General features: G+C 44.2%; 20 protein-coding genes and 1 tRNA gene. 8 read left to right on the plus strand and 13 right to left on the minus strand.

The window, feature by feature from the left end:
- The first annotated feature begins 12 nt into the window (after positions 1–12).
- Positions 13–876: an ABC transporter substrate-binding protein gene (locus ONE56_RS14285; RefSeq protein ID WP_423840883.1), complete on the plus strand. Its 864-nt coding sequence runs from the start codon at positions 13–15 to the stop codon at positions 874–876.
- A gap of 82 nt (positions 877–958) precedes the next feature.
- Here the strand turns inward: ONE56_RS14285 and ONE56_RS14290 are convergent, their stop codons facing one another.
- From ONE56_RS14290 to ONE56_RS14310, 5 genes are all read right to left on the minus strand, one after another.
- Complete coding sequence (locus tag ONE56_RS14290; protein ID WP_423840884.1) at positions 959–3,124, minus strand: S9 family peptidase; 2,166 nt, start codon at positions 3,122–3,124, stop codon at positions 959–961.
- Between the two features lie 183 nt (positions 3,125–3,307).
- On the minus strand, positions 3,308–4,513 hold the full coding sequence (gene emrD / locus ONE56_RS14295; protein WP_423840885.1) for a multidrug efflux MFS transporter EmrD: 1,206 nt from the start codon (positions 4,511–4,513) through the stop codon (positions 3,308–3,310).
- Positions 4,514–4,760: 247 nt separating this feature from the next.
- Positions 4,761–5,189, minus strand: a complete 429-nt coding sequence (locus ONE56_RS14300; protein WP_423840886.1) for an ATP-dependent zinc protease — start codon at positions 5,187–5,189, stop codon at positions 4,761–4,763.
- Positions 5,190–5,244: 55 nt separating this feature from the next.
- On the minus strand, positions 5,245–6,150 hold the full coding sequence (gene rimK, locus ONE56_RS14305) for a 30S ribosomal protein S6--L-glutamate ligase (RefSeq protein WP_041156307.1): 906 nt from the start codon (positions 6,148–6,150) through the stop codon (positions 5,245–5,247).
- A gap of 1,597 nt (positions 6,151–7,747) precedes the next feature.
- Entirely contained in the window at positions 7,748–8,086 is a 339-nt protein-coding gene (locus ONE56_RS14310; RefSeq protein ID WP_041156308.1) for a YggL family protein, read from the minus strand.
- A 302-nt stretch (positions 8,087–8,388) separates the two neighbouring features.
- Here ONE56_RS14310 and ONE56_RS14315 point away from each other — a divergent pair, with 302 nt between their 5' ends.
- Positions 8,389–10,425: a PhoX family protein gene (locus tag ONE56_RS14315; protein WP_423840887.1), complete on the plus strand. Its 2,037-nt coding sequence runs from the start codon at positions 8,389–8,391 to the stop codon at positions 10,423–10,425.
- Between the two features lie 131 nt (positions 10,426–10,556).
- Positions 10,557–11,807 (plus strand): L-2-hydroxyglutarate oxidase, encoded by a 1,251-nt coding sequence (gene lhgO / locus ONE56_RS14320; RefSeq protein WP_423840888.1) that lies wholly within the window; start codon positions 10,557–10,559, stop codon positions 11,805–11,807.
- Positions 11,808–11,827: 20 nt separating this feature from the next.
- Here lhgO and ONE56_RS14325 read toward each other — a convergent pair whose 3' ends face one another.
- The 4 genes from ONE56_RS14325 to ONE56_RS14340 form a co-directional block, all read right to left on the minus strand.
- Entirely contained in the window at positions 11,828–12,439 is a 612-nt protein-coding gene (locus tag ONE56_RS14325) for a DUF2913 family protein (protein WP_423840889.1), read from the minus strand.
- 32 nt (positions 12,440–12,471) lie between these two features.
- Positions 12,472–12,555: transfer RNA gene (locus ONE56_RS14330), tRNA-Leu, on the minus strand.
- A gap of 206 nt (positions 12,556–12,761) precedes the next feature.
- On the minus strand, positions 12,762–13,865 hold the full coding sequence (locus ONE56_RS14335) for a DUF3541 domain-containing protein (RefSeq protein WP_423840890.1): 1,104 nt from the start codon (positions 13,863–13,865) through the stop codon (positions 12,762–12,764).
- 91 nt (positions 13,866–13,956) lie between these two features.
- On the minus strand, positions 13,957–14,556 hold the full coding sequence (locus tag ONE56_RS14340) for an alpha-ketoglutarate-dependent dioxygenase AlkB family protein (protein WP_423840891.1): 600 nt from the start codon (positions 14,554–14,556) through the stop codon (positions 13,957–13,959).
- Between the two features lie 138 nt (positions 14,557–14,694).
- Between ONE56_RS14340 and ONE56_RS14345 the strand changes: the two genes are divergently transcribed.
- Complete coding sequence (locus ONE56_RS14345; protein ID WP_423840892.1) at positions 14,695–16,056, plus strand: diguanylate cyclase; 1,362 nt, start codon at positions 14,695–14,697, stop codon at positions 16,054–16,056.
- 292 nt (positions 16,057–16,348) lie between these two features.
- On the opposite strand, the gene ONE56_RS14350 is transcribed toward ONE56_RS14345, so the two are convergent.
- Positions 16,349–17,920, minus strand: a complete 1,572-nt coding sequence (locus ONE56_RS14350) for a DUF3612 domain-containing protein (protein ID WP_423840893.1) — start codon at positions 17,918–17,920, stop codon at positions 16,349–16,351.
- Positions 17,921–18,092: 172 nt separating this feature from the next.
- Here ONE56_RS14350 and ONE56_RS14355 point away from each other — a divergent pair, with 172 nt between their 5' ends.
- On the plus strand, positions 18,093–18,671 hold the full coding sequence (locus ONE56_RS14355) for a malate synthase (RefSeq protein WP_041156315.1): 579 nt from the start codon (positions 18,093–18,095) through the stop codon (positions 18,669–18,671).
- A 141-nt stretch (positions 18,672–18,812) separates the two neighbouring features.
- Here ONE56_RS14355 and ONE56_RS14360 read toward each other — a convergent pair whose 3' ends face one another.
- Complete coding sequence (locus tag ONE56_RS14360; protein ID WP_423841164.1) at positions 18,813–19,826, minus strand: GGDEF domain-containing protein; 1,014 nt, start codon at positions 19,824–19,826, stop codon at positions 18,813–18,815.
- 355 nt (positions 19,827–20,181) lie between these two features.
- On the opposite strand from ONE56_RS14360, the gene ONE56_RS14365 reads away from it, so the two are divergent.
- Together ONE56_RS14365 and ONE56_RS14370 are read left to right on the plus strand one after the other, a co-directional pair.
- Positions 20,182–21,726: a cryptochrome/photolyase family protein gene (locus ONE56_RS14365; RefSeq protein ID WP_423840894.1), complete on the plus strand. Its 1,545-nt coding sequence runs from the start codon at positions 20,182–20,184 to the stop codon at positions 21,724–21,726.
- Positions 21,726–22,433 (plus strand): SDR family oxidoreductase, encoded by a 708-nt coding sequence (locus tag ONE56_RS14370; protein WP_423840895.1) that lies wholly within the window; start codon positions 21,726–21,728, stop codon positions 22,431–22,433. The genes ONE56_RS14365 and ONE56_RS14370 overlap by 1 nt, the downstream gene beginning before the upstream one ends.
- A gap of 9 nt (positions 22,434–22,442) precedes the next feature.
- Here the strand turns inward: ONE56_RS14370 and ONE56_RS14375 are convergent, their stop codons facing one another.
- Both ONE56_RS14375 and msrB read right to left on the minus strand, forming a co-directional pair.
- Positions 22,443–22,604, minus strand: coding sequence for a DUF2256 domain-containing protein (locus ONE56_RS14375; protein ID WP_084735899.1), 162 nt, complete (start codon positions 22,602–22,604; stop codon positions 22,443–22,445).
- Between the two features lie 27 nt (positions 22,605–22,631).
- Positions 22,632–23,771, minus strand: a complete 1,140-nt coding sequence (gene msrB, locus ONE56_RS14380; protein WP_041156319.1) for a peptide-methionine (R)-S-oxide reductase MsrB — start codon at positions 23,769–23,771, stop codon at positions 22,632–22,634.
- Between the two features lie 184 nt (positions 23,772–23,955).
- Here msrB and ONE56_RS14385 point away from each other — a divergent pair, with 184 nt between their 5' ends.
- Positions 23,956–24,354 carry an OsmC family protein gene (locus ONE56_RS14385; RefSeq protein ID WP_041156320.1) on the plus strand — a complete coding sequence of 133 codons (399 nt, stop codon included), beginning with the start codon at positions 23,956–23,958 and terminating at the stop codon, positions 24,352–24,354.
- Positions 24,355–24,371: the final 17 nt, after the last annotated feature.

Consider the following 24,371-nt stretch of genomic DNA (forward strand, 5'->3'; position numbering starts at 1 on the left):
GAGTCAGCAATTATGAAGAAAAAAATACGGACGATAAGTTTAATGGCGCTGGCCTTATGTGCATCGTTAGCAAACGCGAAAGATATCATTACCAGTACACCCGTAACCTACATGTTGGCAGAACAGCTCATGAAAGGTACGAGTGTGGAAACGCGTTACTTACCGCCAAAGCGTTACGGTATCGAGCGTTTAGTGAATTGGTTTTCGGATAAAGGAGCCACGACGGTTAAAACCGCGGGGCAAGAAGCGACGGTAGCGATAACCCTGAGTGCGATCTGGGAGCAAGATCCGACTTATATTTACGCTCGGCAGGGAAACATTCGTTTAATAGAAATTGATGCGTCACAAGCGCTCTCACCGCGTGCTCAAGGTGTGGCAACATTGACGTTAGGCAACGGAACCCGGTCTAAATACGCTTGGCTAAATCCAACTAACTTGATCCGAATGGCGGGTATTGTTGGTGACGACCTACAAAAAGTATACCCACAACATGCACAAGTGATTGAGCGCAATCAACAACGACTCATGTTGAATGTACGGACGCTCATCAACCAACAGCAGTCGATTATTTTTGATAAGGGGATTGATTCAGTCGTGTTAATGAGTGAAGCCTTAGAAGACTTTGCTTCCGGTAATCAGCTGTTTGTTGTCGGCCGTCAATTCAAGCCAGAATTTGAGTGGACGGAACACGACCAGCGTGCGTTGAAAGCTCAGTTTGAGCAAGATGAAACGCTGTGGTTAGTCACCGATAAACGACCTTCAAAATTACTCACGTCTCTGATTGGCGCTGAACGCATATTGCAAATAGATGCGATTGACCGTTGGGGAAGTCAAGGTGTTGATAGTGAACACCCACTTTCCCGTTGGGGTTTGTAATCTCTGTGCGCTTACTAGGGAGAAAAATACCCGCTAAATCGCGGGTATTTTTTATAGGGACAAGGCTAACCTCATCATTATGTTATTGCGTATTAAGTAAGTCCAAAAAGAATGCATATTCCAACGCGTCTTCTTTTATTCGTTTGAAGCGACCAGAGGCGCCACCGTGGCCGGCTTCCATATCAGTTTTGAAAACGAGGACATTGTTATCCGTCTTCATTTCACGTAATTTCGCCACCAACTTCATTGGTTCAAAATATTGGACCTGTGAATCGTGTAGGCCTGTCGTCACCAACATGTTGGGGTAATCTTGGGCTTTGACATTATCGTAGGGTGAGTAGCTCAGCATATAGTTGTAGTAAGCTTTGTCGTTCGGGTTGCCCCACTCATCATACTCATTAGTGGTTAATGGAATAGATTCATCCAGCATCGTGGTCACTACATCCACAAATGGGACATGAGCGGCGACACCGCGATACAACTCAGGTGCTTGGTTAATCACCGCCCCCATCAGAAGTCCGCCAGCGGAACCGCCAACCGTAAATACTTTGTCTTTGGCTCCGTAACCTTGTTCGACGAGTCCTTCCGTTACGTCAATAAAGTCGTTGAAAGTGTTTTGTTTAGTTAACTTTTTACCATCGTCATACCATGGGCGACCTAGCATTTCCGAACCACGAATATGGGCAATGACATAGACGAAACCACGGTCAAGCAAGCTTAAGCGAGTTGAACCAAAGGTGGGCTCGATAGTTGAACCGTAAGAACCGTACCCATATTGATAAATTGGATTGGTGCCATCTTTGTTAAATAAGTCTTTACGATAAACCAAAGAAACGGGGATTTGCTTGCCGTCGCGTGCTTTGATCATGATTCGTTCAGATTGATAGTTATCAGCACTAAAATCGCCAAGTACGGGCGTTTGCTTCATAATTTCTGCTTTGCCCGTCTTGAGGTCAAAGTCAAAGTAGGTTCCCGGTGTCGTCAAGCTACTGTAGTAGAGACGGACCTTCTTATTATCTAACTCATAGTTCCCCGTTAGATAGGCGGCAAATGCCGTGTCATGAAACTCCAGTGGAAATTCCTTACCCGTAGATAGTTCGCGCACGGTGACCGTTGACAGGCCATTGCTGCGTTGTTCATACACTATATGATCATCGAACAGTTCGAAGTCGACGAGCTGAACATCATCATCCGCAGGAATGACATCTCGCCACTTGGAACGGTCGTGAATGTCTTGCTTGCGCACTTTCATCAGTCGGAAGTTCACCGCTTGTTCATTGGTGTAGATGTAATACCAGTGGTTTAATTTCGCAATGCTGTATTCGACGCCTTCTTTCAATGGCAAAAACAGTGTTGCTTTCGACTTAGGATCGTTGGCATCAATAATGGAAACACCACTGGTTTCGGTACTGGAGTGCCAAATATAGATTTCTTCGCCATCTTTACTCTTACTAATGTGCGTGTAGTAGGCGGTATTCGTCTCTTCATAAATCAGTTCATCTTTACTTTGTGCAGTGCCTAATGTGTGGCGATAAACTTGATAACCTAATAGGGTTTGCGGATCTTTTTTAATGTAGTAAAACGCTTGGTTGTCATTTTGCCAAGCGATGGCACTCGATGCGCCTTCAATCTCATCTTTAAGATAGTTTCCGGAGGTTAAATCTTTAACTTTTATGGTGTAAATACGACGACTTAACGTATCTTCCCCGTACGCCAACAAGTTCTCGTTAGGACTGACATACAACCCACCAATATTGAAGAACTCATGCCCCTTAGCAAGCGCATTTACATCCAAGATGACTGACTTATCAGTGCCAGCGAAATCCCTAGAGCGCAGATGAACTTCGTATTCGTTGTCGCCAGAAACCTCACTCGAATAGAAATAGCTTCCTTTACGAACGGGCACGGAATTATCGTCTTTAGCTATTCGGCTTTTAATTTCTTCAAACAACTCTTTTTGCAATGCTTCGGTGTGTTTAAGCACCGTATCCGCGTATTGGTTTTCTTGTTCGAGGTGCTGCAAGACTTCTGAATCTTTACGCTCATCATCACGCATCCAGTAATAGTTATCGATGCGAGTGTCTCCATGTATGGTCATAGTGTGGGGGATTTTTTTCGCCACAGGAGCCAGCGTTTGTTGGGCAATAGTTTGCAATTGAGACTGATGATTCATGGTCGAATTTCCTTGATGACTGCATCCACTGGCCAGTACTAATGATATGGTTGACATAGTAAGAGTGAAACGCATCGGTGAGTCCTTATATCTGATCACTTCATATCTGATGACTGAACTACTGTGATTAATGGTATTACTTGTAGCAAGCATTAGTCTGAATATGAAATCAACATTACTTGTTATGAGAACAGGATATACGAGGTGGCAAAAAAAAGGGCATACTTTCGCATACCCTGATGTTATTTACGGTGAAACCTAGATCACTTGTGGTATCTCGTTGGTATGGTCTGGCCTACGATTGATCCAACGAAGCCCCAGCATAGCAATGAACGACATCGCCATCATCAGTAACCCTAAAGGCATTTGATTATGCGCTGGGAATAGAGAGGCGAGGAGGGTAGCTACACCCGCTCCTAAGTTTTGCATCCCGCCGAGCGCTGCCCCCGCCGTCCCCGCATGGCATGGGAATGGAGAAATTGCGCCCGTTGTTGCTGCAGGAAACAAGATGCCCGCACCTAAAAAATAGATCGTGGCTCCGCCGACTAAGGTTAAAGCGGTCGTAAGTCCGAACAGGCCAGGTACTAATATCGTCGCGGAACCAATAAAAATGGCCACCAAACCGACGTTCAGCGCGCGGCGCATGGATCGGCGTCGTGCAATATAGCTCGACAACCCCGAGCCAACTAAGTATCCCGGGATCGGTATAATAAACAGTAAGCTTACCGTGGTCGCAGGTAAAGCTAAGACACCACCTAAGAGCACACCAGCTGCAGCCTCGAAGACGCCAACGCCAGCGAACGTCGCGACGAGACAGATCAAAAAGCCTTGGAAACGTCGGTCAGACAATACGTATTTGTAGCTTTGTGTGACGGCTTCATAATGGCGTTTCTCTTTAGGTAGTGTCTCCATCATGCTCGTCATCATGGTGATCACAACTGCCACGCCGAATAATGCTAGGAACAAGTAGCTGGATCGCCAACCAAATGCTTCAGTTAAATAACCGCCTAAAAGTGGCGCCATCAATGGTGAGAACAGTATACACATGCTAATCAAGCTGTTAGCTCGATGGAGTTCGGCACCGTCAAAACAATCGCGGGTTAAGGTTCGTGCCATTGCACCACCGCAACCAATACCAAGCCCCTGGATAAAGCTGCCAACCAAGAACCATTCAAATTGATGGGCAAATAAAGCCACTAACGTACCCGCAAGGTAAATCAACAGACCGGAAACAATGATCGGTTTACGGCCAAGACGATCAGACAATGGACCATAGATGAACTGCGATAAGCCGTATGGGATCAAATAGCACGCCATCACAGCCTGCAAAGATGAAGCAGAAACAAAAAACTCATTTGCCATATGACCAATGGAAGGGACATACATGGTCTGAGTCATTTGACCCACCGCTGTTAATAGAGCAATTAAAAGAGTAAGTTTGACTAATGGAAATGAAGCTGACATTTACGAAAATCTCCAAAAGTTTAAGACGTAAAATAGCTGAGTCCTCCGAATGGAGTACTATTTTTTTTCTAGAAATACTGGGTGGTATGGGCGAGATATTAATTCTTGGCCCAATAATTAGCAATTGAAATAAGCAGCGTTAAGCAAGATAAAAATCTATGATTTGGATTAGTAAAACTAATCCAAAATGGGCGTGGGATGCGTTTAGGGAACTGGGGGAGATGAGCGACTTTGCGCTCACCTGGAGTTAAGATGCCAGTAAGTGAGACTGACTAGGATCGACCAATACTTTGTCTGACATCGCCTGACGCCCTAATAGCATCATGTAGGTCATGTTCTCACGGTTGGTTAGAGTAATGTCGATTGGCCACTGCTGATCTTTCATACGCATCATCGTCGTGATGACGCAACGATGCTCAAACGTGCCATTGGAGGACTTTACTTTGCGATTAGCTTTTAATGGCGCTGTACAGCGTACGATTTGCTCTAGATGGTAAATATCCGGATGCAGATCGAACTCGACATAAAAACGGCCATCTTTCTTAAAGCACTCTATGTTATCGACATGCAGTGAGGACGTTTTTGCGCCCGTATCGATACGTGCTTCTAAGTGAGTAATGCCTAACTCCGGCAAACAAATCGCTTCCGCATTGCCAATGATTATTTTATTGTTCATGTTTTTGTCTTCCTAGCGGAGACCAACGAATGGTCCCCATACTATTTAGGCGTTATCACCCTTTACCACGAGTGCGGTTTGCATTTGGTTTCGCGTTCTTTTCGATAAAATCGAAAATCATTCCGGCCACATTTTTTTTCGTTGCCAGTTCGATTCCTTCAAGACCTGGAGATGAATTGACTTCCATGACCACAGGACCATTTTTCGATTGAAGAATATCCACACCACATAAATTCAGCCCCATAACTTTGGCTGCGTTGATTGCAGTCGCACGCTCTTCCTTGCTCAATCTTACCAGTTGCGCAGAGCCACCGCGGTGAAGGTTAGAACGGAACTCCCCTTCTTTTGCTTGACGCTTCATCGCTGCAATGACTTTATTTCCGACCACGAAACAACGAATGTCAGCCCCTTTTGCTTCTTCGATAAACTCTTGCACCATGATGTTGGCTTTGAGCCCCATAAACGCTTCAATGACACTTTCTGCCGCTTTATTCGTTTCAGCCAGTACTACGCCAATACCTTGTGTTCCTTCAAGCAGTTTGATTACCAGAGGAGCCCCTCCTACATTTTTGATAACGTCTTGGATGTTGTCTGGGTGATGAGCAAACCCTGTACGTGGCAAGCCAACGCCTTTACGCGACAAAAGCTGCAACGAACGAAGTTTGTCACGTGAGCGGCTGATTGCTACAGACTCGTTGACACAAAATGTACCCATCATTTCAAACTGACGGACTACGGCTGCACCGTAAAATGTAATTGATGCGCCAATACGAGGAATGACCGCGTCGTACTCTGGTAACTCTTCACCCTTATAACGAATTTTGGGGTTATTACTCGTAATGTCCATGTAGCAGTGGAGCGTATCAATCACATCAATTTGATGTCCGCGCTCTTCGCCTGCTTCTTTGAGGCGCATGGTTGAATACAAATTCTCATTACGAGAGAGGATAGCAATACGCATGGCAATTCCTTAGTCAGTCAGTACCAAAATAAAAAACATTAAGTTTAAGTATAGAATGTCGTAGGCAGATGATCCTGATATGACAGGATCTACTTACTTTAAATGCTTTATACCCAAGTATTTTTTGAGGATGGTGGGTATAGAAAAGTAGCAGAGTAACCACTTTGTCAGAGGTGCGAACCTTAGGTGGTTTTATAAAGAGAAGAAAGAGAAAAATACGCGTCGTAACGACAAAAAACTTTTATCGATACTCGGCGGCTATTCGTGACGAAAGGTGTTCTCGCTAAAATAAAACCCCGCCTGGTTTCCCAGACGGGGTCTATTCTTTTTCGCAGCAATCCGGCTACTATAGGTGCTCCCTGCATCTATCCTTGATTGTGGCTAATTCCTTTAACCGATTTCCCTGTTCATCGCCTTCCTAGCGGTGTCCATTCTGGCCTGTCATCCTGACGGGCGAACTCTATCCTAGAGCGTGTAACTTCCTTGCTGATAGCTCATCCTAAGCCATCAAATCTTCGTCCTGAAGATACCTAATCCATTAGGCTTTTTCCTGTTCCTGCCAACATCCTGTCGACAACTGCAGTATTGATGCTTTGACGATTTCGCTCAATTACCCTCTGAAAAATATTTTTTAGCCCTGTTTGTGTCTCTGGTGTTAAGTTATTAATTTTCAGTCAGTTAAAATAAAAACAAGCCTGCTTCTTAATCACGTCTGGTCTTTTTGCTTACACTATTTGTAAGAGATCTCGCACAACTTTAGTAGTGAATATATTCATCAATGGCGTTTTACGTTTGGCAAACGTTTGCTTTGGATCACAGTTTAATTGCGGAAAAAATACTGTTGTGAAGAATGAGAAAATAATTACATTTAACGCTAGACTTTTGAATTGTAATTGTGGTAATAGTTTACTTTCACTTCGTAAGTTCTTATGAAGTTTCAATGACAGGGACAGACGGGAACTTGATTGACATTTTTCTGTCATATCTGTTGAGTAGTTTGATCGTGTCTCGCAATCTTTCGTGCATTTGCATAGAAACAAGGACTCAAAAGGCGTCTATTTTGTCGCTGTCCTGTGAAAAAAATCATGGTTAAATTACTGATTCCTATGTAGATTCAATAGGAAAAATAACCTTAGACAATAAGCTCACCAAGAGCGTTACTTATACAAAATGAGGGAGAATCACTATGAAAAAAATGAGAAGAGCTCAGTTACATCGTGTTCGTATCCAATACTGGAAAGATACGAAAGACACACCAGCTAAAAAATCATAACCGTAAAATTCATAGTTCTAAAAATCTTAGTTAAAAAATCAGTGGTTAATAATTAGCGCAATTCGTTAATTATAAGCACGACACAGAGCTGGCAAAGTGAGATCGACTTCCTTGTTCTGCCAGCTCAAGAACGTCCCCGTATACAGTTCCCAACTTTTTAAACAGTTTTTCGAATTAAAACAATTGTCGTGTTTTAATTCGCTCTACTGATCTACAAATGTTTTCTCTGTAATTCACCGGTAAGCTTATTTAGCGCTATTGCCCTCTAACTCTCAACTAAGGGTGCCGTGCCAAATACTGCTTACGCTATAGGGTTGTTTGCACTCATAGATAGTTTGCGTCAACTAAGTCACTTGCTTGTGCGCTTTTCACTTCAGGGCGAGCTTGTAGCCAAGCAACGACTTGAGCTTTTTGCTCTTCTGTGGCGCTACCGTAGCGCTCTGTTGAGCATAGAAAGCCTTCAAACAGCTCTAGTCCACCACCGCCGAAGCATAAGCCCAAACCGTCAATGTAGTCGACAAACTCATCAACGAATACATCATAACGGTCAAAGTCAGTGATGTCGGTTTCACAACTCACCTCAAATCCTAAAATAGCGAATTCTCCCAGAAACAGTTTCTTGCGAATACGGCGACTTTTATTTTCAATTCTATCTAATTTCATGATTATCTCTTTGAGTAGGTAGGTTTGCTGCCCCTTATACATTTAATGCAACCACAACCCAAGTAAAATCCTAATGAACATGCACATGTGATGATTATTTGTTCGAATAAGTTTTAATTAACCGCTAACGCTCTCGAGACTCACAAGCGGCGATGTAATATTTGAGCAATATAACTTTCATTGTTGTCGATCATTTCTGTCATATTTTTTCGCCAAAATTCTCCTCGCTCAATTATTTATAAAAGTCATTATTCATAAAATAAATGATTAAAAACTAAATTTAACATTAGGAAAGTAAAACCATGAGTAAGGAAACCTTTGACGCGACGCGTTATAACCAGAGCAACAACAAACCTTTTGAAGATGTATTAGAAGCGAGCCTATCTCGACGCAGCATTCTTAAAGGTGGTTTAGGTATCAGTGCAATGACGGCATTCGGTGCCTTTGGATTAGCAGGTTGTAACTCATCAAGCTCAGGCTCATCAACAGCGAAAGGTGCAAGTGCTTCAAGAGCCGTACTGAATTTTGATTCAATTCCAGGTTCGTTAACTGACGCGGTTTCTATTCCTTCAGGCTATCAGGCTCAAGTATTGGTACCTTGGGGCACCCCGTTAAATGCTCAAGGTGGCGCATGGAAGAGTGACGGTACAAATACGGGAAATGATCAGTTAAACGCGCTAGGAATGCACCACGACGGCATGCACTTCTTCCCATTAAATGACAGCACAACCGATGGTTTGCTATGTATTAACCATGAATACATCGACCAAGGAGCATTGCATCCAAATGGTCCTACGGTGGAAAATGGTGTTCGCACTATCGTTGATGAAGTGCGTAAAGAGATTAACGCACATGGTGTTTCTGTTGTGCGCATTCAGCTCGAGAATAATCAATGGAAGCTGGTTGATGCTGACCCGCTTAACCGCCGTTATACGGGCGCAACGGTCATGGACTTATCTGGTCCAGTCGCGCATACCGCATTAACCGCGACACGTTTCTCACCAGACGGAAGCCAAGCGCGTGGTACATTGAACAACTGCGGTAATGGATATTCACCTTGGGGGACTTACTTAACCTGTGAAGAAAACTGGCCGGGCTATTTTGTTAATGCAGGGACGCGCACGGAAGATCAAGATCGTATTGGTGTTGATGCTCAAGGCACCCGTTATGGTTGGGATACCTTAGCAGGTAACGCTGAAGAGCGTTTGGAGGAATTCACTCGCTTTAATGTCGCCCCAACTGGCGCATCAGCAACGGATGATTACCGTAACGAAGCGAATGGCCACGGCTACATCGTTGAAATCGATCCTTATACACAAAACTCGCGTGCGAAAAAACGTACAGCGCTTGGCCGCTTCCGTCACGAAGGTTGTGCGTACGGTAAATTGGAAGAGGGCAAGCCAGTGGTATTCTACTCTGGTCACGACTCTCGCTTTGAGTACTTGTACAAGTTTGAATCTGCAGCAGCATGGGATCCAGCGGATGCGAATCCAAGTAACCGCCTTGCGACAGGTGACAAGTACATGGATGAAGGCACACTATACGTGGCGCACTTCAACGAAGATGGCTCAGGCACTTGGTTGCCACTGACGTTGGATAGCGTAACGACAAACGGTGGGACACTTGCGGATCATTTTGATTCATTGGCTGCTATCATCATTAACACCGCTGGCGCTGCTGACCTTGTTGGTGCAACACCAATGGACCGCCCAGAGTGGTGTACCGTAGATCCGTTTACTGGCACGGTATACCTGACATTGACCAACAATACAAAGCGTACTTCAGATACAAACGCGGCAAACCCACGCTTAAACAACAAGTTTGGTCACGTGATTCGTTGGGATGAAGGTGAAACATCAACGGAATTTACTTGGGATATCTTCGTCTTTGGTGCGCCTGCAAATGGTGACGCAGATACCAACCGTTCAAGTTTAACTGAGCTTAACCAGTTTGCGAGCCCTGATGGTTTATCATTTGATTCACGAGGTATTCTCTGGATTCAAACTGATAATGGTGCCGATGAAGTCACTTCGTACACCAACGACCAAATGCTCGCGGTTGTACCTTCGACTTTGACTGACGAAGATGGAAACCCAGCGGTAATTAGTGCCGATAACCAAGCGCAACTCAAACGCTTCTTTGTGGGACCAAATGGCTGTGAAGTCACTGGGTTTACTATCAGTCCAGATCACAAGTCTTTGTTTGTGAACATCCAACACCCAGGCAACTGGCCATACAGTGATGATGCTGCCGAGGAAACGCCTGCTGGAACCACGGTTCGTCCGCGCGCGTCTACGGTGGTGATTCGTCGTGAAGATGGTGGCGAGATCGCGGTGTAATATCTGTCTATCTGCTGTCGATTTCTAGAAACAAGGCCCTGATCACGATCAGGGCCTTTTTACCTCTGTCTCGTTTCCTTACTATGATTCACATACCTATTGATTTTTCGTTAATCGATTACAGAGGCGCTATGAATTCAGTCTATGACTACGTCATCGTTGGAGGCGGCATCGTCGGCGTGTCGACGGCATGGCAATTACAACAACGTTATCCTGACAGTACGATTTTGCTGGTGGAAAAAGAGCCGCGGCTTGCTCAGCATCAAACGGGTCACAACAGCGGTGTGATCCACGCAGGGGTTTACTACGCGCCTGGGAGTTTAAAAGCCGATTTTTGTAAGCGCGGCGTCGACCGTACATTGGCATTTTGTGCCGAACACAATATATCGGTAGAAAACTGTGGCAAACTTCTGGTCGCGACTAACGATCAAGAAGTGGAACGGATGCACGAGCTTTATCAGCGTTGTCAGGTCAATGAGATTGACGTCGAGCTATTAGATCAAACACAGTTGAAACTCGCAGAGCCGAATATAACTGGGTTAGGCGCTATTTACGTAAAATCCACCAGTATTGTCGACTATCAACAAGTGACCAAGCACATGGCGCATGAATTTCAAAATCTTGGTGGAAAAGTTAGCTTGAGAACGAAAGTCTCAGCAGCCAAAGAGCAGGATGAACATGTGTTGCTGACTTGTTATTATGATGGGCAACCCGTGAATATCAATGCCAAGTTCCTGGTCACATGCAGTGGCTTAATGGCCGATCGCATGACCAAAATGATGGGTATTAAGACGGATTTTCAAATCATCCCGTATCGAGGTGAATACTATCGACTGGACAGCAAGCACAATCACGTAGTTAATCACCTTATTTATCCCATTCCCGATCCGGATTTACCGTTTTTGGGTGTTCACTTAACTCGAATGATTGACGGTTCAGTTACCGTTGGGCCAAATGCCGTACAAGGTTGGAAACGCGAGGGTTATGCTAAGATTAATTTCAGTCTTAGAGATACGCTGCAAATGCTCAGTTTCTCGGGATTTTGGAAAGTTACTCACAAGCACCTTCGTACGGGAATCGCTGAGTTTAAAAACTCGTGGTGGAAGCCCGGTTATTTAAAGTTAGTGAATAAATACTGCCCAAGCATTCGAGCTCAGGATCTAAAACCGTATCCTGCAGGCATTCGAGCACAAGCCGTCCTATCTGACGGTACACTGGTTCATGATTTTTTATTTGCTGAAAGCGCAAGAAGTTTGCATGTCTGCAATGCGCCTTCACCTGCCGCCACATCTGCCATGCCTATCGGGGAATACATTTGCAATAAAGTAAGAGATAAATTGGACGCGCAAGTAAATATAGGTGAGGAGGCAGAAACCGCTTGAGCTGAATTGTGCTATAGCAACTATGCTAATTCTAGAGTGATACGCACAAACTGCTCATCTTGGTATTGCACTTCATAGTTAAAAGTACCACTGGCGTAAATGCTGCCTAAGAACAGAGAACGTTGACTCATCGGGCCGCGGAACAGCATCGAAATCGGTGTGATGAGCGCGTTATTATCGTCAAAGTGCTGGTTCAAATTCTCCGACAATACACACAGCAGACAGCCATGCTGGTCGTGTGATAAATCCACATCTTCAGGGCGTGAGAGCATAACGGTTGTGCCAAGTTTCTTCTCGATTTCATTAATCAGCAATAGATAGCTGTCCAAATGTGGTTGAGGGTTACTCGGCTTGTCTGCTCCTACACAGCGTTCAAGTAGGGCTTCGAGATTACCATTTTCCCCTTTCGCCTGTTGAGTGATCGACTTTAACGGCTTTTTAATCAGTTTGTAACGATTGCTTTTCAGCTTAGGCTTAAGCCATTTTTGCAGTAGATCGTTGCGCGCTTTTAAAGGAAGGGCTTGAGAAGAGGCATGGATTTTAAAGTGAAGATGCAGTAATGCATGTACAGCAAGCTCACTTAGAAGCTGGTTAGCATCAGCGGATTGTCTTACCTGCTTAGAACTTTGCATTACACTCAAACGACTTTGAATAAGAAAGGATATGGTGCCGAGAGAGGGACTCGAACCCTCACACCAAAGGCACTAGCACCTCATGCTAGCGTGTCTACCAATTTCACCATCTCGGCATCATGATGCTCTGCATAAGCAGAGGCCTCGTAAGAAGCAATCGAATTGTATAACCAAACTCTATCTTTTGGCGAGTCAAAAATAGCGCATTTTTCGCATTTCGAGTTTGATTGCGTATTTATTGGCCATTTTTACGTGTTAATAAGTAAAAGAGTACTAATATCCTTACTTAAACTGCAGGTAAGAGCCATTTGAATTCACCGCACTATGGCTTATGACCAAACTCTTTCTCTATCAATCCATAAGGCACGGATTTAAACGCTTTTGGGGTGTTTTGGGTTGTGGGTGCTTGGTTAACCCCTTGCCAATCGAGTAGCATAATCGCCAGTACGTTGCGATGTTCACCATATTCCAACTCAAAGTCACCATCGATAGACGGGATCATGCCTTGGTCTGGGTCAATTGCTTTTCTGATAGCTTGTCTCGTTTTCTCGACAACAGGGTCGTTTTCCAAGCCTGCGAGTAAGAATGAGATCCCCACTTCTGCAATCACATCCTCTTTTGCACGCAATAATATGGTGTCGATATTGTTACGAAAGTAGTCGTAAATCCATTGGTGCTGAGTTTCACTGACTGATTTTTGGTAGTACTGAGAGTCAGCAAATATAATGTGCGTCATGCCATAGAGCTTGTTGCCGTATTGTTGAGCTGAGAGTTTTTTGTCTTTTTCATCAGGGTACGTCTCACGGAACGCTTTTGTGAAATCGTCAACCACGTCTTGCTCTCCAAGTTGGCGCAACCAATACACTTGATTGGCTAACTGTGCGGCCCACGCTTCGATCATTTCACGATCGGTGGCATAGCGTGTGAAGTCATAGCGTTGAATTACGCTTCTTAACGTTTTATCGTTTTTATGTTTCAGACCGTATTCATCAGCTCGCGCCATTGCACCCAACAAGTCAATACCAAGGTAGAGATATTCGGGATGATGTTTGGTCACCGTATAGCGGCGCTGACTGCGTTCGTCATCTTTGTTTTGGTATTGTGCAAGTCGCTGAGAAGAATACAAAACCACATCTTCTGGTGTGACGACTTCGTTTGCGATGTAGTTTAAGCGGCTGGCCACTTGTGCCATATCGGTCCAAATGGCAGCAAGATATTGGTCATCAAGCGTTTGTCGATACATACGCAGGCCAAAGTGGCCTTCTTTAAAGGCCGAAAAAGTAAACAGTTCGCGTTCGTAAGTCTCTTTAATTAATTGTGCTGATTGAGAATAGCTTAGGCTAGATGTTTCATTTTGAGCAGCGTGAACATTGAGAGCCAGTGAACAGGAGAGTAATACTGCCAGAGATAGAGGTTTGATTTGCATAGCATATTCCCATAGAGCCATTGAGTAACTTAACGTACCACTAACTTATAAAATCTATGTAAAGCTCCGGTAAAACAATCGACGGATCTTATTAAGAAATATAGCGAAAAGTGAGATTGATGCGCTCACCTTTTGGTTTTGCTGTTTTTGGGACACTGTGCTTCCAATGGTGCTGCAGCTCGCCTGCCATGATCAATAGTGAACCATGAGAAAGTTCATATTCTATCTGCGTTTTACAATGTAAATTTCTTAATAAGAATCGGCGAGTGGCTCCCAAGTTTAAAGAAGCAATAACCGGGTTGGTTCCCAATTCTGGTTCATTGTCTTGATGCCATCCCATCGAATCTTGTCCATTGCGGTATAGATTGGCCAATACGGAGTTGAATGGCACTTGAGCGATAGCCTCACAGCGTTGCTTGAGTTCTTTGAGTTCGGGTGTCCAAGGGGTTGGGGGCATGGTTAGCCCTGAGTATGTGTAGGATGCATCACCATGCCATGCTTGTAGACGAGGTTGCATTACCGAGCGCCCAAACAAGGTGATGGACTTTTGCTGCCAAGGCAAGGTTGCTCGTAGCGTCGTAAAATAATCATCTGCTTCCAATGAGCTCAGAAAGCTTGGATGATAGTATATTTTGCCTTGATCCACTGCTCGCCAATGTGGCTGTTCACATAAATGGTTTTCTTTTTGCACCTAATGTTTCCTAGTTCATAAAAAAACTCAGATTAAGATTACCTTTATTACAATGTTTGAGTATTCTTAAATGACGATTTTAACAATAAATTATAAAAGCTCGCCACAAGAGTGAGTCTGTGAATCAGTAGGACACCAATGCGCTATTCACCCAAAAAGCCGTGTTATTTTGTATCTTTTTTTCTTACTTTTTTCGCTTCGTGTGTAGGGATTATTGAGCTGGTTCACCACGATCAGCAAAACGTTTACCAAAGACGCGATCAAATTGAGGCAAAAGATCAACTGTCAGTCATTCGCTCTAATTTAGAAGCGATTCTCATGGCAGATATTTATAAAGTGAGCACCTTAGCTACATTGATCTCCTTGTTGCCAAACCGTGATGAACGAGATTTGAGAGTGGCTGCCGAGCGAATACAGCGCAAGAGTAAACATATTTCGACTATCGGGATTGCACCAAATGACGTGGTTAGTCACGTTTTTCCGTTGCAAGGAAATGAAAGTGTGCTCGGGTTGGAGTATCGACATTTTCCTAACCAGTGGTCGCAAGTGAAAAAAGCGCGAGAGATACAAGAAATCTTTATTGCTGGACCTACTTCATTGGTTCAAGGCGGACGTGGCTTGATTGCCAGATTACCGGTTTTTAGTGATGCGCCGCTCAACGAGAACTATTGGGGCGTGATCAGCGCTGTCATCAATTTTGACTCGCTACTCCAAGATGCTGGAGTGTTCGACTTTTCTTATCGTTACCCTTTAACCATACGAGGTTATGATAGCAGTGGGGAGTTCGGGGACATTTTTTTTGGTACCGCAAATGACCCAAGCAAATTGTATGCGAAAGAGGTGGTCCATTTTCCTTATGGTGGATGGAGCATGGCTGTGTTTTCTGGGGATAAACTCAAAGAACAGTTACCGTGGTACGAGGTGAACATCGTGAGATTGATTGGTTATCCGATGTTATTGGTGCTAAGCATTGCGATCATCGTGATTTACCGACTGTACATCATCGCTAACCAACGAGCGTTGCACGATGAGCTGACTCGTTTGCCTAATCGTCGGAACTTTATGCATTCATTCAAGCGACAATTTGAAATTGCTCAACGTTACCAACAAGACTATAGCTTTGCTTTGATTAATATCGATCTGGACCGATTTAAAAGCATCAATGACACCTATGGGCACAATGCTGGTGATAAAGTATTGATCGCGGCAGCTGAGCGTATTTTAGGCGGCTTACGAAAGTCTGATATTGTTGCTCGTATGGGGGGGGATGAGTTTTTAGCTATCGTGCATAACCCTCAATCTGAACAAAGTTTGGAAGCGTTAATCTTTAAGCTAAAAGGTGTTTTGAGTAAAACTCCTATCATTTATGACGGGCATCTTATTTATTTAGAGGTCAGCATTGGCTACGCGATGTTTGATCCGAAAATGCTCTCGCCAGAGCAAATGTTAAAAGTGGCAGATGAAAAGATGTATCAACAGAAGCACAAAAGTCGAGCTTAACAAGTTTCACTGCATTGAGTGGCTTATTGGTTTTTTTTTGCATTTTGCATTTGCGTATTGCAAATAAACTGATTGGCAAAGCAACGATATGCACCAATAACCGTTTGAATGACACATTTTAAATGTTGGCACGCATAATGCTAGATGTTAGGTGACCCTTATTAAGCCGAGGGTCACCTAGCCAACTGACGTTGTTAGTGAATACATTTTGTTCACATTTATCTATCGCCAATCACGTTTATTGTGATTGGCGTTTTTTCTTTTAGTATCCGCTATTTTTCTACTGCTAGTGTTACATATCAAGTAAGTTAACTTGATCGCCTAAATTGTCCGCTTGATTGCAATTGCTCTCGCCGCTATGGCTGTAGCAGCTTGGTTGTCTTGGACAGACGGCTCCTCGAGAACAGATTAATCTCGCTTCTGTTTGAATTCCGCGCTCTATCCAGTTGATATTTAAGATCTTCGCGATAGTTGTTAAGTCTTTTTTAATATGTCTAGGGATGACACTGCTCCCTCCAGATGACACGCAGAGTGATTTCAACTCTTCTGCGATGGATATTGCATCACCGCCTTGGGCAGAGATCGCAGGATTCAGATCGATGCCAGCACATAATACGCGGTTGTTACCCGCAGGGTCGGCAACATTAATCGATTCGCAACAGTAAATGCGTGGCTCATTACCCACGTTGAGAATTGAAATTTGTGCGGAACTGGTATCCAACGGTTGTGCTAAGCGTCGGAAAACCGCCCAGTGTTGACAAGGGTCGTTCACTTTACGCATGTTGCCCCAAGGCAGCGGAATGCCATTCCCTCTGTAAACAGCTTTGAGTTTACCTGGTCCATATGCATCGAAATAGTGCCAGTGAGGGTAGGGAGACACGACGGTCATTCTACGCATCGCGACCGACGGGGAAACACCTGCCTTTTTATGGACACTGATCTCGTACCCTGATCGGTCTAGGAGTTGTCGGAACGGAACTTTGGGGCATAACAATGCACCGGCAAAGAAGCTGGATTCGAAATCACGCCAAGCTTGCAAAATGTCTTGCGAATTAAGTTCTGAGTTGGAGAACTGAGTTTCAGTTTGTTCCCAGTTGTGCTGGTGTCCGATAGAAAGCACATTGTTCATTGCGTCACTGCTATGTAAAACTCGATGACCAATGTACACCGCCAAATCGTACTTGAGTCTTGTTGGATAGTCACGCATGCGTGTATTTAGGTAAATAGTATTGGGCGCTTCCATAAAAGACGTCACCAGTTGCTTTGCACTCACTCCAAGTTCATCGATCACATCTTTTGGTGCGCGGTCAATCCAACGAATGTCTAGCCCCATACTTTTGGCAATGTCGATCAAATCTTCTACCGACAGATTTAAGCGCTTTAGACCAATTTCTTCAGCGGCACGTTCTAAATCAGGGAAATGGTTTTGATGGTTTTCTTGATGAGCTCGAATTAACAAGTGGGCAAATTGACGTCCTGTGATACCGGTTTGGGACAGCATTTCCGGAATGGCGATTTGGAGGATGTCGTTGGAAAATAGGAAGCTCGGTTCAAGCGCCATGCCGTTGATTCCGCCTCGATTGCCCTTGTTGGGTGTGATGGCGTCGAGCTCTGGTTCATCATCTAGAAACCAAGCTGGATCTTTCTGAAAAACTTCAGCGATCACTTCTAGCATATCGATGCTTGGCACGCGTTTACCGCGTTCTATCATTGAAAGATAAGACACAGACGGAGCGTACTCTGGGTTGATTCTAACGCAGCGCGCAGACAAGTCTTCCATTGTTAAATGGTTATTCTTCCTCAGGTTACGAATTTTTGTACCTAGAAAGTGAGACTGACGAATAAGGCTTTTTGACACAGACATTTGTAAAATTCACATTGTAAAATTTTTGTTGTGAAATTGTAGTCAATTTTTCGCTAGTCTACATAATAAGCAGGCAAGAAAATTAACCATCAACTTCACAGATTTGCCTGAAACTTAAACGAGAGTATTAAGTTTTTACTCTAAAAGAGTGTTCAAGTACGAGGATATGACGATGAATATGCTGAACTTCGATAATAAAGAAATGACACAACAACAACGCCCATTTATCGCTGAAGCTGTATTTGCCGTCGAAGCGGTAAGTGCATCTCAGCAAAACGAAAAGCAAGGAAAAGCTAAGCAGTTGCTCGACCGTATGTTTCCTTTAGAAAACGGATCCCACCAAGATGTTTCTAGCTATGTTATCGATTACCGTCATGTGTTGGCGTATTTTAAAGATGGCACACATAGCGGTCTGAAAAGCCCAAAACATTTTGTTGCATACACAGGTGAAAAAGAAGATCCGAAATCAATTTTATTTAAAGACGATTCGGGCAACCATGTTGAAGTGCTGTTTGGTTGTCACAAGGGGACAGGTTGTGTTGAATTGATGGACATTGATGACATCCAACTTGAAACTCGGACAACGTTTTCGCCAGAACTCACAGGCAATGCACCTACGGCAATGCGTCACTGGATAAGTTTGGTGAAAGGTGACCAAAAGGGTAAACCGATGGCATGCAGTGAAGATAAAGAATACACCGCGAAAAACGGTGACGACTATACGCTGAGCTACTGTTACCGGGTGGGTTGAGAGGCGTATCATGGACCATTATATTGGTCGCTTACAACCTGTCACTGGACGTGAAAAAAATAAACCCTGTCTCTGTGAGAGCAGGGTTTTTGCTTATCTATCGGCACTAAACTCACGAAAATCGGAATTCATCTCACGACATCAAAGTGGCATCACTCGATTACGACCAAGTTGCTTGGCGTCGTAAAGGTGCTCATCCGCCTTAAATATTAAAGACTCGGCAGTGTCACCGCTCTCGAACTCGGCCACACCAAATGAGGCGGTAATATTGTGGATTTGTGTCCCGGTGCGCTTATCTGTAACACGTAACTTTTCTAGCATACGGCGTAAGGTGTCCGCATATTGGCGTGCAATACGCAACGATTTATTGGGAATGATGAGTGCAAATTCTTCTCCGCCAAAGCGATAAGCACACGCGCCGTCTCGACAACTTTGTTGCAGTCTTTTTGCAATGGCTTTGAGAACATTATCACCAAAAAGATGGCCATAACTGTCGTTAAATTCTTTGAAATGGTCGATATCAAGCATGATGATCGACATGTCTTGATTTGCTTCAATTAGTGTAGTGATGTCTTTGTTGAATGCGCGCCGATTGTAAAGGTTCGTTAAACCATCGAACAATGCTTCTTTTTGTACTTCTTCAAGTTGCTTTTTAAGGCGAGCAATTTCACCACTGGCATTGTTGAGCTGGCGGCTTAGAAAGGCCGTTGAATGACGAATGTCATGTGATTCCGAAACCAGTTGACGAATAACTACCATCACGTCTTCAAGATTTAGGTTGCCATCTTCCACTTTTTCTAGTTTATCAAAGCTTTTATTTACCATCTCGGAGAAGGACGCGGTATCTGAGAGGGTATCGCACATTGTGCTTGAAGCTTCGTTCAGGATGACGCTTATGTTAGCCCGTAGATCGTCAAGACTGGTTTCTGATTTGTTTGCTACGTAGGTACTGTATAGACGCGTTGTCGCTGTTGGTGGGCAAATACCATAATCTTCCAGTACTTTGTCTAGCTCAAAGTTGAGTTCTGGGATGGTGTTATCGACATACGTATACCACAACGCATAGTTGGCTGGCGTTGTCGCTACGTAGTTTTTTATCATTAATGGCACCGCTTTCTTTAAATTCGCGGTCGATTTCTTAAACTCGTCGTTCATTCCTGACATGGCAATAGAATAAAGGGAATGACTTTAGATTAACGGATTTTCATGATAATCGCTTCAATTTTATTACTTTTGTTGAATTTATGCGTGTCTAAAATGAATTTAAGAGGTCTGGTTCAAATTGTTTCAATGTCAGTACGCCATTTTTGTTGAACCAAGCGCGATGAGGTGGTCGAGGCGAGGTTTATCGTATGAAAACACGGTTACATCCTTCGGTTTTGTATTCAAGAAGGCACCTGCAATCGATCGATTTAAAGACCCATTCCGTATATGACCACGTGGAAAGAGAACGATGGGACGAACCGTTGATTGAGATGATGGCAAAGAGAAAACAAGTGGGGAGTGTCGAATGCGTTATAAAACGGTACGATTGATTTTGGGCGATCAACTCAACAGTGATCACTCTTGGTTTCAGTCAGTCGATGATAACGTGATCTACGTGATAGCAGAGCTCAAGCAAGAGAACACCTATGTGACGCATCATATTCAGAAGGTATGCGCTTTCTTTTCTGCGATGGCAACGTTCGCTAAGGAAAAGCAAAGTGAAGGACATCATGTGTTGTATCTTTCGCTAGACGATACTGCTCCCTTCGAGAATCTCGAACACTTACTGAAACATTATGCTCGCGAGGTAGGCGCGATAAAGTTTGAATATCAAAGACCAGATGAATATCGGCTGCTAGAGCAGCTCGCTCAACTGAAAATAAATGATGTCGTCATACGTTGTGTTGATAGTGAACATTTCTTGTTGCCTTTTGAGGAGATAGAAACGCAGTTCCCTCAAGGGAAGCACGTCATGATGGAACATTTTTATCGCCGCATGAGGAAACGGTTTAACATTTTAATGCAGGATGGTAATCCTATCGGTGGTAAGTGGAATTACGATGCAAACAACCGCAATAAGTTAAAGCGCAAAGATATTGAGGAACTACCCGCCCCTTTGATGTTCAGTTCAGATGTGAATGACGTCGTGAAACGATTGCAAAGGCATAACATTCAGACCATTGGTCGGATGGAAGGCGAGCTTCTTTGGCCTATAAGCCGCACGCAAAGCTTGTCACTACTCGCACATTTCTGCCAAGTTTGTTTGCCAAATTTTGGGCGATTTCAAGATGCGATGACGGCGGAGCATGGAGCAAAGTGGAGCCTGTATCATAGTCGTTTATCTTTTTCGCTCAACAGTAAATTACTCCACCCACAAGAAGTCATTAATGCCGCATTGAGCACCTTCAATTCAAACCCGGCTGTAGACATTGCCCAGGTGGAAGGGTTCATACGTCAAATCCTAGGTTGGCGAGAGTTTATCCGCGGCGTGTATTGGGCCAATATGCCACAGTATCCCATAAAGAACGAACTGGGTGCTGCGCGCCAACTTCCGAGCTATTTTTGGACGGGTAAAACCAAGATGGCGTGCATGAAAAATGCGATTGGTCAGTCTCTAGACTACGCCTATGCTCATCACATTCAACGCTTAATGGTGACCGGTAATTTTTGTCTGTTAACCGAAATAGACCCCGACCAAGTAGATGAGTGGTATCTCGGCATTTATGTTGATGCAATTGAATGGGTGGAAATGCCTAACACACGTGGCATGGCGCTGTTTGCTGACGGTGGAATTGTGGGGACAAAGCCTTACGCGGCGAGCGGTTCATACATCCATAAAATGAGCGATTACTGCAAAAACTGCCATTACGATAATAAAGCCCGAAGTGGCGAAGATTCTTGCCCATTCAATAGTTTGTATTGGCGTTTCATGCACAAGCACGAGCAGCGTTTGGCCCACAACCCTCGCATCGGGATGATTTTTCGGGCTTGGGACAATATGGAAACCGCACAACGCAACGCTATTTTACAGACGGCTGAGCACTACATCGCTAATTTGGAGAGCTTATAATGAAAATTTTAATCGTTGGCGGCAATGGGGGGATTGGCTTGGCTATGGTGCAAGAGGCCGTTAAACGTTTCCCTAATGCAGATGTACACGCCACATATCATACAGAAAAACCAGCTTGGCAGGCTCTGCGTGTTGTATGGCATCAATTAGACGCGAGCAACGAATCTCAAGTTCAACTGCTCAGTGAATCGATTGAAGATATCGACTGGGTGATTAATTGTGTTGGTCTGTTGCACACCCCTGAAAAAGGACCAGAAAAAAACCTAGGTGCGTTAGACCCAGACTTTTTCATGCGCAATATCACCGTGAATACTTTGCCCAGTCTATTGTTGGCAAAATATTTCACTCCTCAGTTAAAGCGCAGGCAAGCCCCTAAATTTGCGGTTATATCTGCGAAAGTGGGTAGTATCGCCGACAATCGATTAGGGGGCTGGTACAGTTATCGCGTATCAAAAAGCGCTCTCAATATGTTTCTTAAAACGATGTCGATTGAATGGCAACGAACTGTAAAAAAGGGTGTCGTATTAGCTTTCCACCCCGGGACAACCGATACCGCGCTATCCGAGCCATTTCAGGACAATGTGCCAGTCGGTAAGTTATTCACACCACAACACGTCGCGGAGGATTTGCTTGGCTTGCTGGAAAAAGCTACCCCGCAAGATAGCGGGGCATTTTGGGCGTACGATGGTGAAATACTCCCATGGTAAAACCATGCTTCAAGCCTTAAGGGTAGGCTTCTTTTTCGGCTTGCTGCTTCGGCAGCGTGTAGAGCAGTACACCACATCTTGCCAATTTTTCGCCCACTTCTTTCGCCAAGAGAAGGGGCGCGCACAAACGGGACAGATTTTCGTCGGTAGATGAGTTTTAAAACCTTTCATGCTCAAATCCACTCATCGCCGCCCGGTTTATTTGCCAAAGAGGTACAAGTATTCCTCATAACCTTGTTTCGCCATTTGATCGACGGAGACAAACTTCATAGCAGCGGAGTTCATGCAATAACGTAACCCGGTTGGTTTTGGGCCATCTTCAAACACGTGACCCAAATGAGAGTCGCCAAATTTGCTTCGGACTTCGGTTCTTGGGTACAACAGTTTGTAATCGGTTTTTTCCACGATGTAACCTGGATTTATTGGTCTAGTGAAACTTGGCCAACCTGTCCCTGACTTGTACTTGTCTGTCGAGGAAAATAGCGGCTCACCGGTGACAATATCAACGTAGATACCAGCAGCTTTATTGTCCCAATACGCATTGTCAAAGGGCTTTTCTGTTCCGTCTTCCTGAGTTACGTAATATTGCAATTCGGTGAGATTGGACTTTATTTCCGCTTGTGAAGGCTTTTTGTATGGCTTCACTTTCTTCAGCAGTTTTTTCTCATTAATAAGCTGACGTAATGTTTTAGGATGCTCTTTTCGATCATCGCCAAACACTTGGTCCAGATACTTATCGCGCCCTGATGCATAGCGGTAGTACTTGTACTTCAAGCTGCTCTTTTTGTAATAATCTTGATGGTACTCTTCGGCTGGATAGAAAGTCTCAAATTTGATGAGCTCTGTTTTCAGTGGTTTGGGATAGATCATCGCTTGGTCGATTTCCATCATGAACTGTTCGGCAATGTGTTTTTGCTCAGCATTGTGATAGAAAATTGCTGGACGATATTGCGGTCCTCGGTCAACAAAAGATCCTTTATCGTCGGTTGGGTCGATATGGCGGAAGAAATAATCTAGCACTTGCTCGTAGCTTACGACGCTTGGATCGTATTTGACTTCGACCACTTCGATATGGCCAGATTTTCCTGAGGATACTTGGCGATAGGTTGGATTTTTCACATGTCCTCCAGAATACCCAGAGATGACATCGACAACCCCGTCAAGTTGCTCTAAATCCGACTCTGTACACCAAAAACAGCCTCCTGCGAGTGTCGCGACCTGCAGGTCTTTTTTTGTGTCCATCTTGTCCATCGTGTCAGCACTGCTCGTCTGGCTCACCAGTAGTAATACCGGAAGTACGAGAGAGAGCCCAATCAACAGTTTAGATATTACTTTCATAACTACCTCAAACCTTATCTTCAGTTGTTTGTTTTCCTTTGATATGTAATTAGAAAGGTTGTAGAACGAAAAAATTACACCGAGTCCAAAAATTTGTTTGCCCTTTACTTTGATAAAGCTACAGTATCGGCATAGAACACAATGGCTGATGAGTCACTGTGACGAGTACTCAATGAGGTAAACCATGCAAGCAGAAGTAAAATGGATCGAAGATTTTAAATTCCTAGGTCAGTCTCAATCTGGTCACGCTATCGTAATGGATGGTAATGGTGGTGCAACCGCACCAAGCCCAATGGAAATGGTCTTAATGGCTGCGGGCGGCTGCAGTTCCGTAGATGTCGTAGATGGTTTAAAAACAGCAGATCAAAAAGTTACATCGGTTAGTGCGAAGTTAACCACAGAACGTCGTGAGACAGCACCACGTATTTTTACCCAAGTTAACATTCACTTCGAGGTGTCTGGTGATGATCTGAATCCTGATGTGGTGGCCAAAGTCGCAGCGGATTCCTTGGAGAAGTATTGCTCAGTTTGTTTAATGCTTAGTGAAGCGGTTGAAATGACCCACAGTTGGGAAATTGTTTAAGCCATTGAGGTAAAAGC

The sequence above is a fragment of the Vibrio mytili genome, assembly GCF_049563345.1.
Lineage (GTDB): Bacteria > Pseudomonadota > Gammaproteobacteria > Enterobacterales > Vibrionaceae > Vibrio > Vibrio mytili.

What these genes read in the sequence shown, in the direction of transcription:
- emrD (WP_423840885.1), bottom strand. Translation starts at nt 4,513, where the DNA reads ATGTCAGCTTCATTTCCATTAGTCAAACTTACTCTTTTAATTGCTCTA.
- ONE56_RS14360 (WP_423841164.1), bottom strand. Translation starts at nt 19,826, where the DNA reads ATGAACGACGAGTTTAAGAAATCGACCGCGAATTTAAAGAAAGCGGTG.
- ONE56_RS14350 (WP_423840893.1), bottom strand. Translation starts at nt 17,920, where the DNA reads ATGTCTGTGTCAAAAAGCCTTATTCGTCAGTCTCACTTTCTAGGTACA.
- ONE56_RS14365 (WP_423840894.1), top strand. Translation starts at nt 20,182, where the DNA reads ATGCGTTATAAAACGGTACGATTGATTTTGGGCGATCAACTCAACAGT.
- ONE56_RS14285 (WP_423840883.1), top strand. Translation starts at nt 13, where the DNA reads ATGAAGAAAAAAATACGGACGATAAGTTTAATGGCGCTGGCCTTATGT.
- ONE56_RS14355 (WP_041156315.1), top strand. Translation starts at nt 18,093, where the DNA reads ATGAATATGCTGAACTTCGATAATAAAGAAATGACACAACAACAACGC.
- ONE56_RS14325 (WP_423840889.1), bottom strand. Translation starts at nt 12,439, where the DNA reads ATGCAAAGTTCTAAGCAGGTAAGACAATCCGCTGATGCTAACCAGCTT.
- ONE56_RS14375 (WP_084735899.1), bottom strand. Translation starts at nt 22,604, where the DNA reads ATGAAAGGTTTTAAAACTCATCTACCGACGAAAATCTGTCCCGTTTGT.
- ONE56_RS14310 (WP_041156308.1), bottom strand. Translation starts at nt 8,086, where the DNA reads ATGAAATTAGATAGAATTGAAAATAAAAGTCGCCGTATTCGCAAGAAA.
- ONE56_RS14315 (WP_423840887.1), top strand. Translation starts at nt 8,389, where the DNA reads ATGAGTAAGGAAACCTTTGACGCGACGCGTTATAACCAGAGCAACAAC.
- ONE56_RS14345 (WP_423840892.1), top strand. Translation starts at nt 14,695, where the DNA reads ATGCGCTATTCACCCAAAAAGCCGTGTTATTTTGTATCTTTTTTTCTT.
- lhgO (WP_423840888.1), top strand. Translation starts at nt 10,557, where the DNA reads ATGAATTCAGTCTATGACTACGTCATCGTTGGAGGCGGCATCGTCGGC.
- msrB (WP_041156319.1), bottom strand. Translation starts at nt 23,771, where the DNA reads ATGAAAGTAATATCTAAACTGTTGATTGGGCTCTCTCTCGTACTTCCG.
- ONE56_RS14300 (WP_423840886.1), bottom strand. Translation starts at nt 5,189, where the DNA reads ATGAACAATAAAATAATCATTGGCAATGCGGAAGCGATTTGTTTGCCG.
- ONE56_RS14335 (WP_423840890.1), bottom strand. Translation starts at nt 13,865, where the DNA reads ATGCAAATCAAACCTCTATCTCTGGCAGTATTACTCTCCTGTTCACTG.
- ONE56_RS14370 (WP_423840895.1), top strand. Translation starts at nt 21,726, where the DNA reads ATGAAAATTTTAATCGTTGGCGGCAATGGGGGGATTGGCTTGGCTATG.
- ONE56_RS14290 (WP_423840884.1), bottom strand. Translation starts at nt 3,124, where the DNA reads ATGCGTTTCACTCTTACTATGTCAACCATATCATTAGTACTGGCCAGT.
- rimK (WP_041156307.1), bottom strand. Translation starts at nt 6,150, where the DNA reads ATGCGTATTGCTATCCTCTCTCGTAATGAGAATTTGTATTCAACCATG.
- ONE56_RS14385 (WP_041156320.1), top strand. Translation starts at nt 23,956, where the DNA reads ATGCAAGCAGAAGTAAAATGGATCGAAGATTTTAAATTCCTAGGTCAG.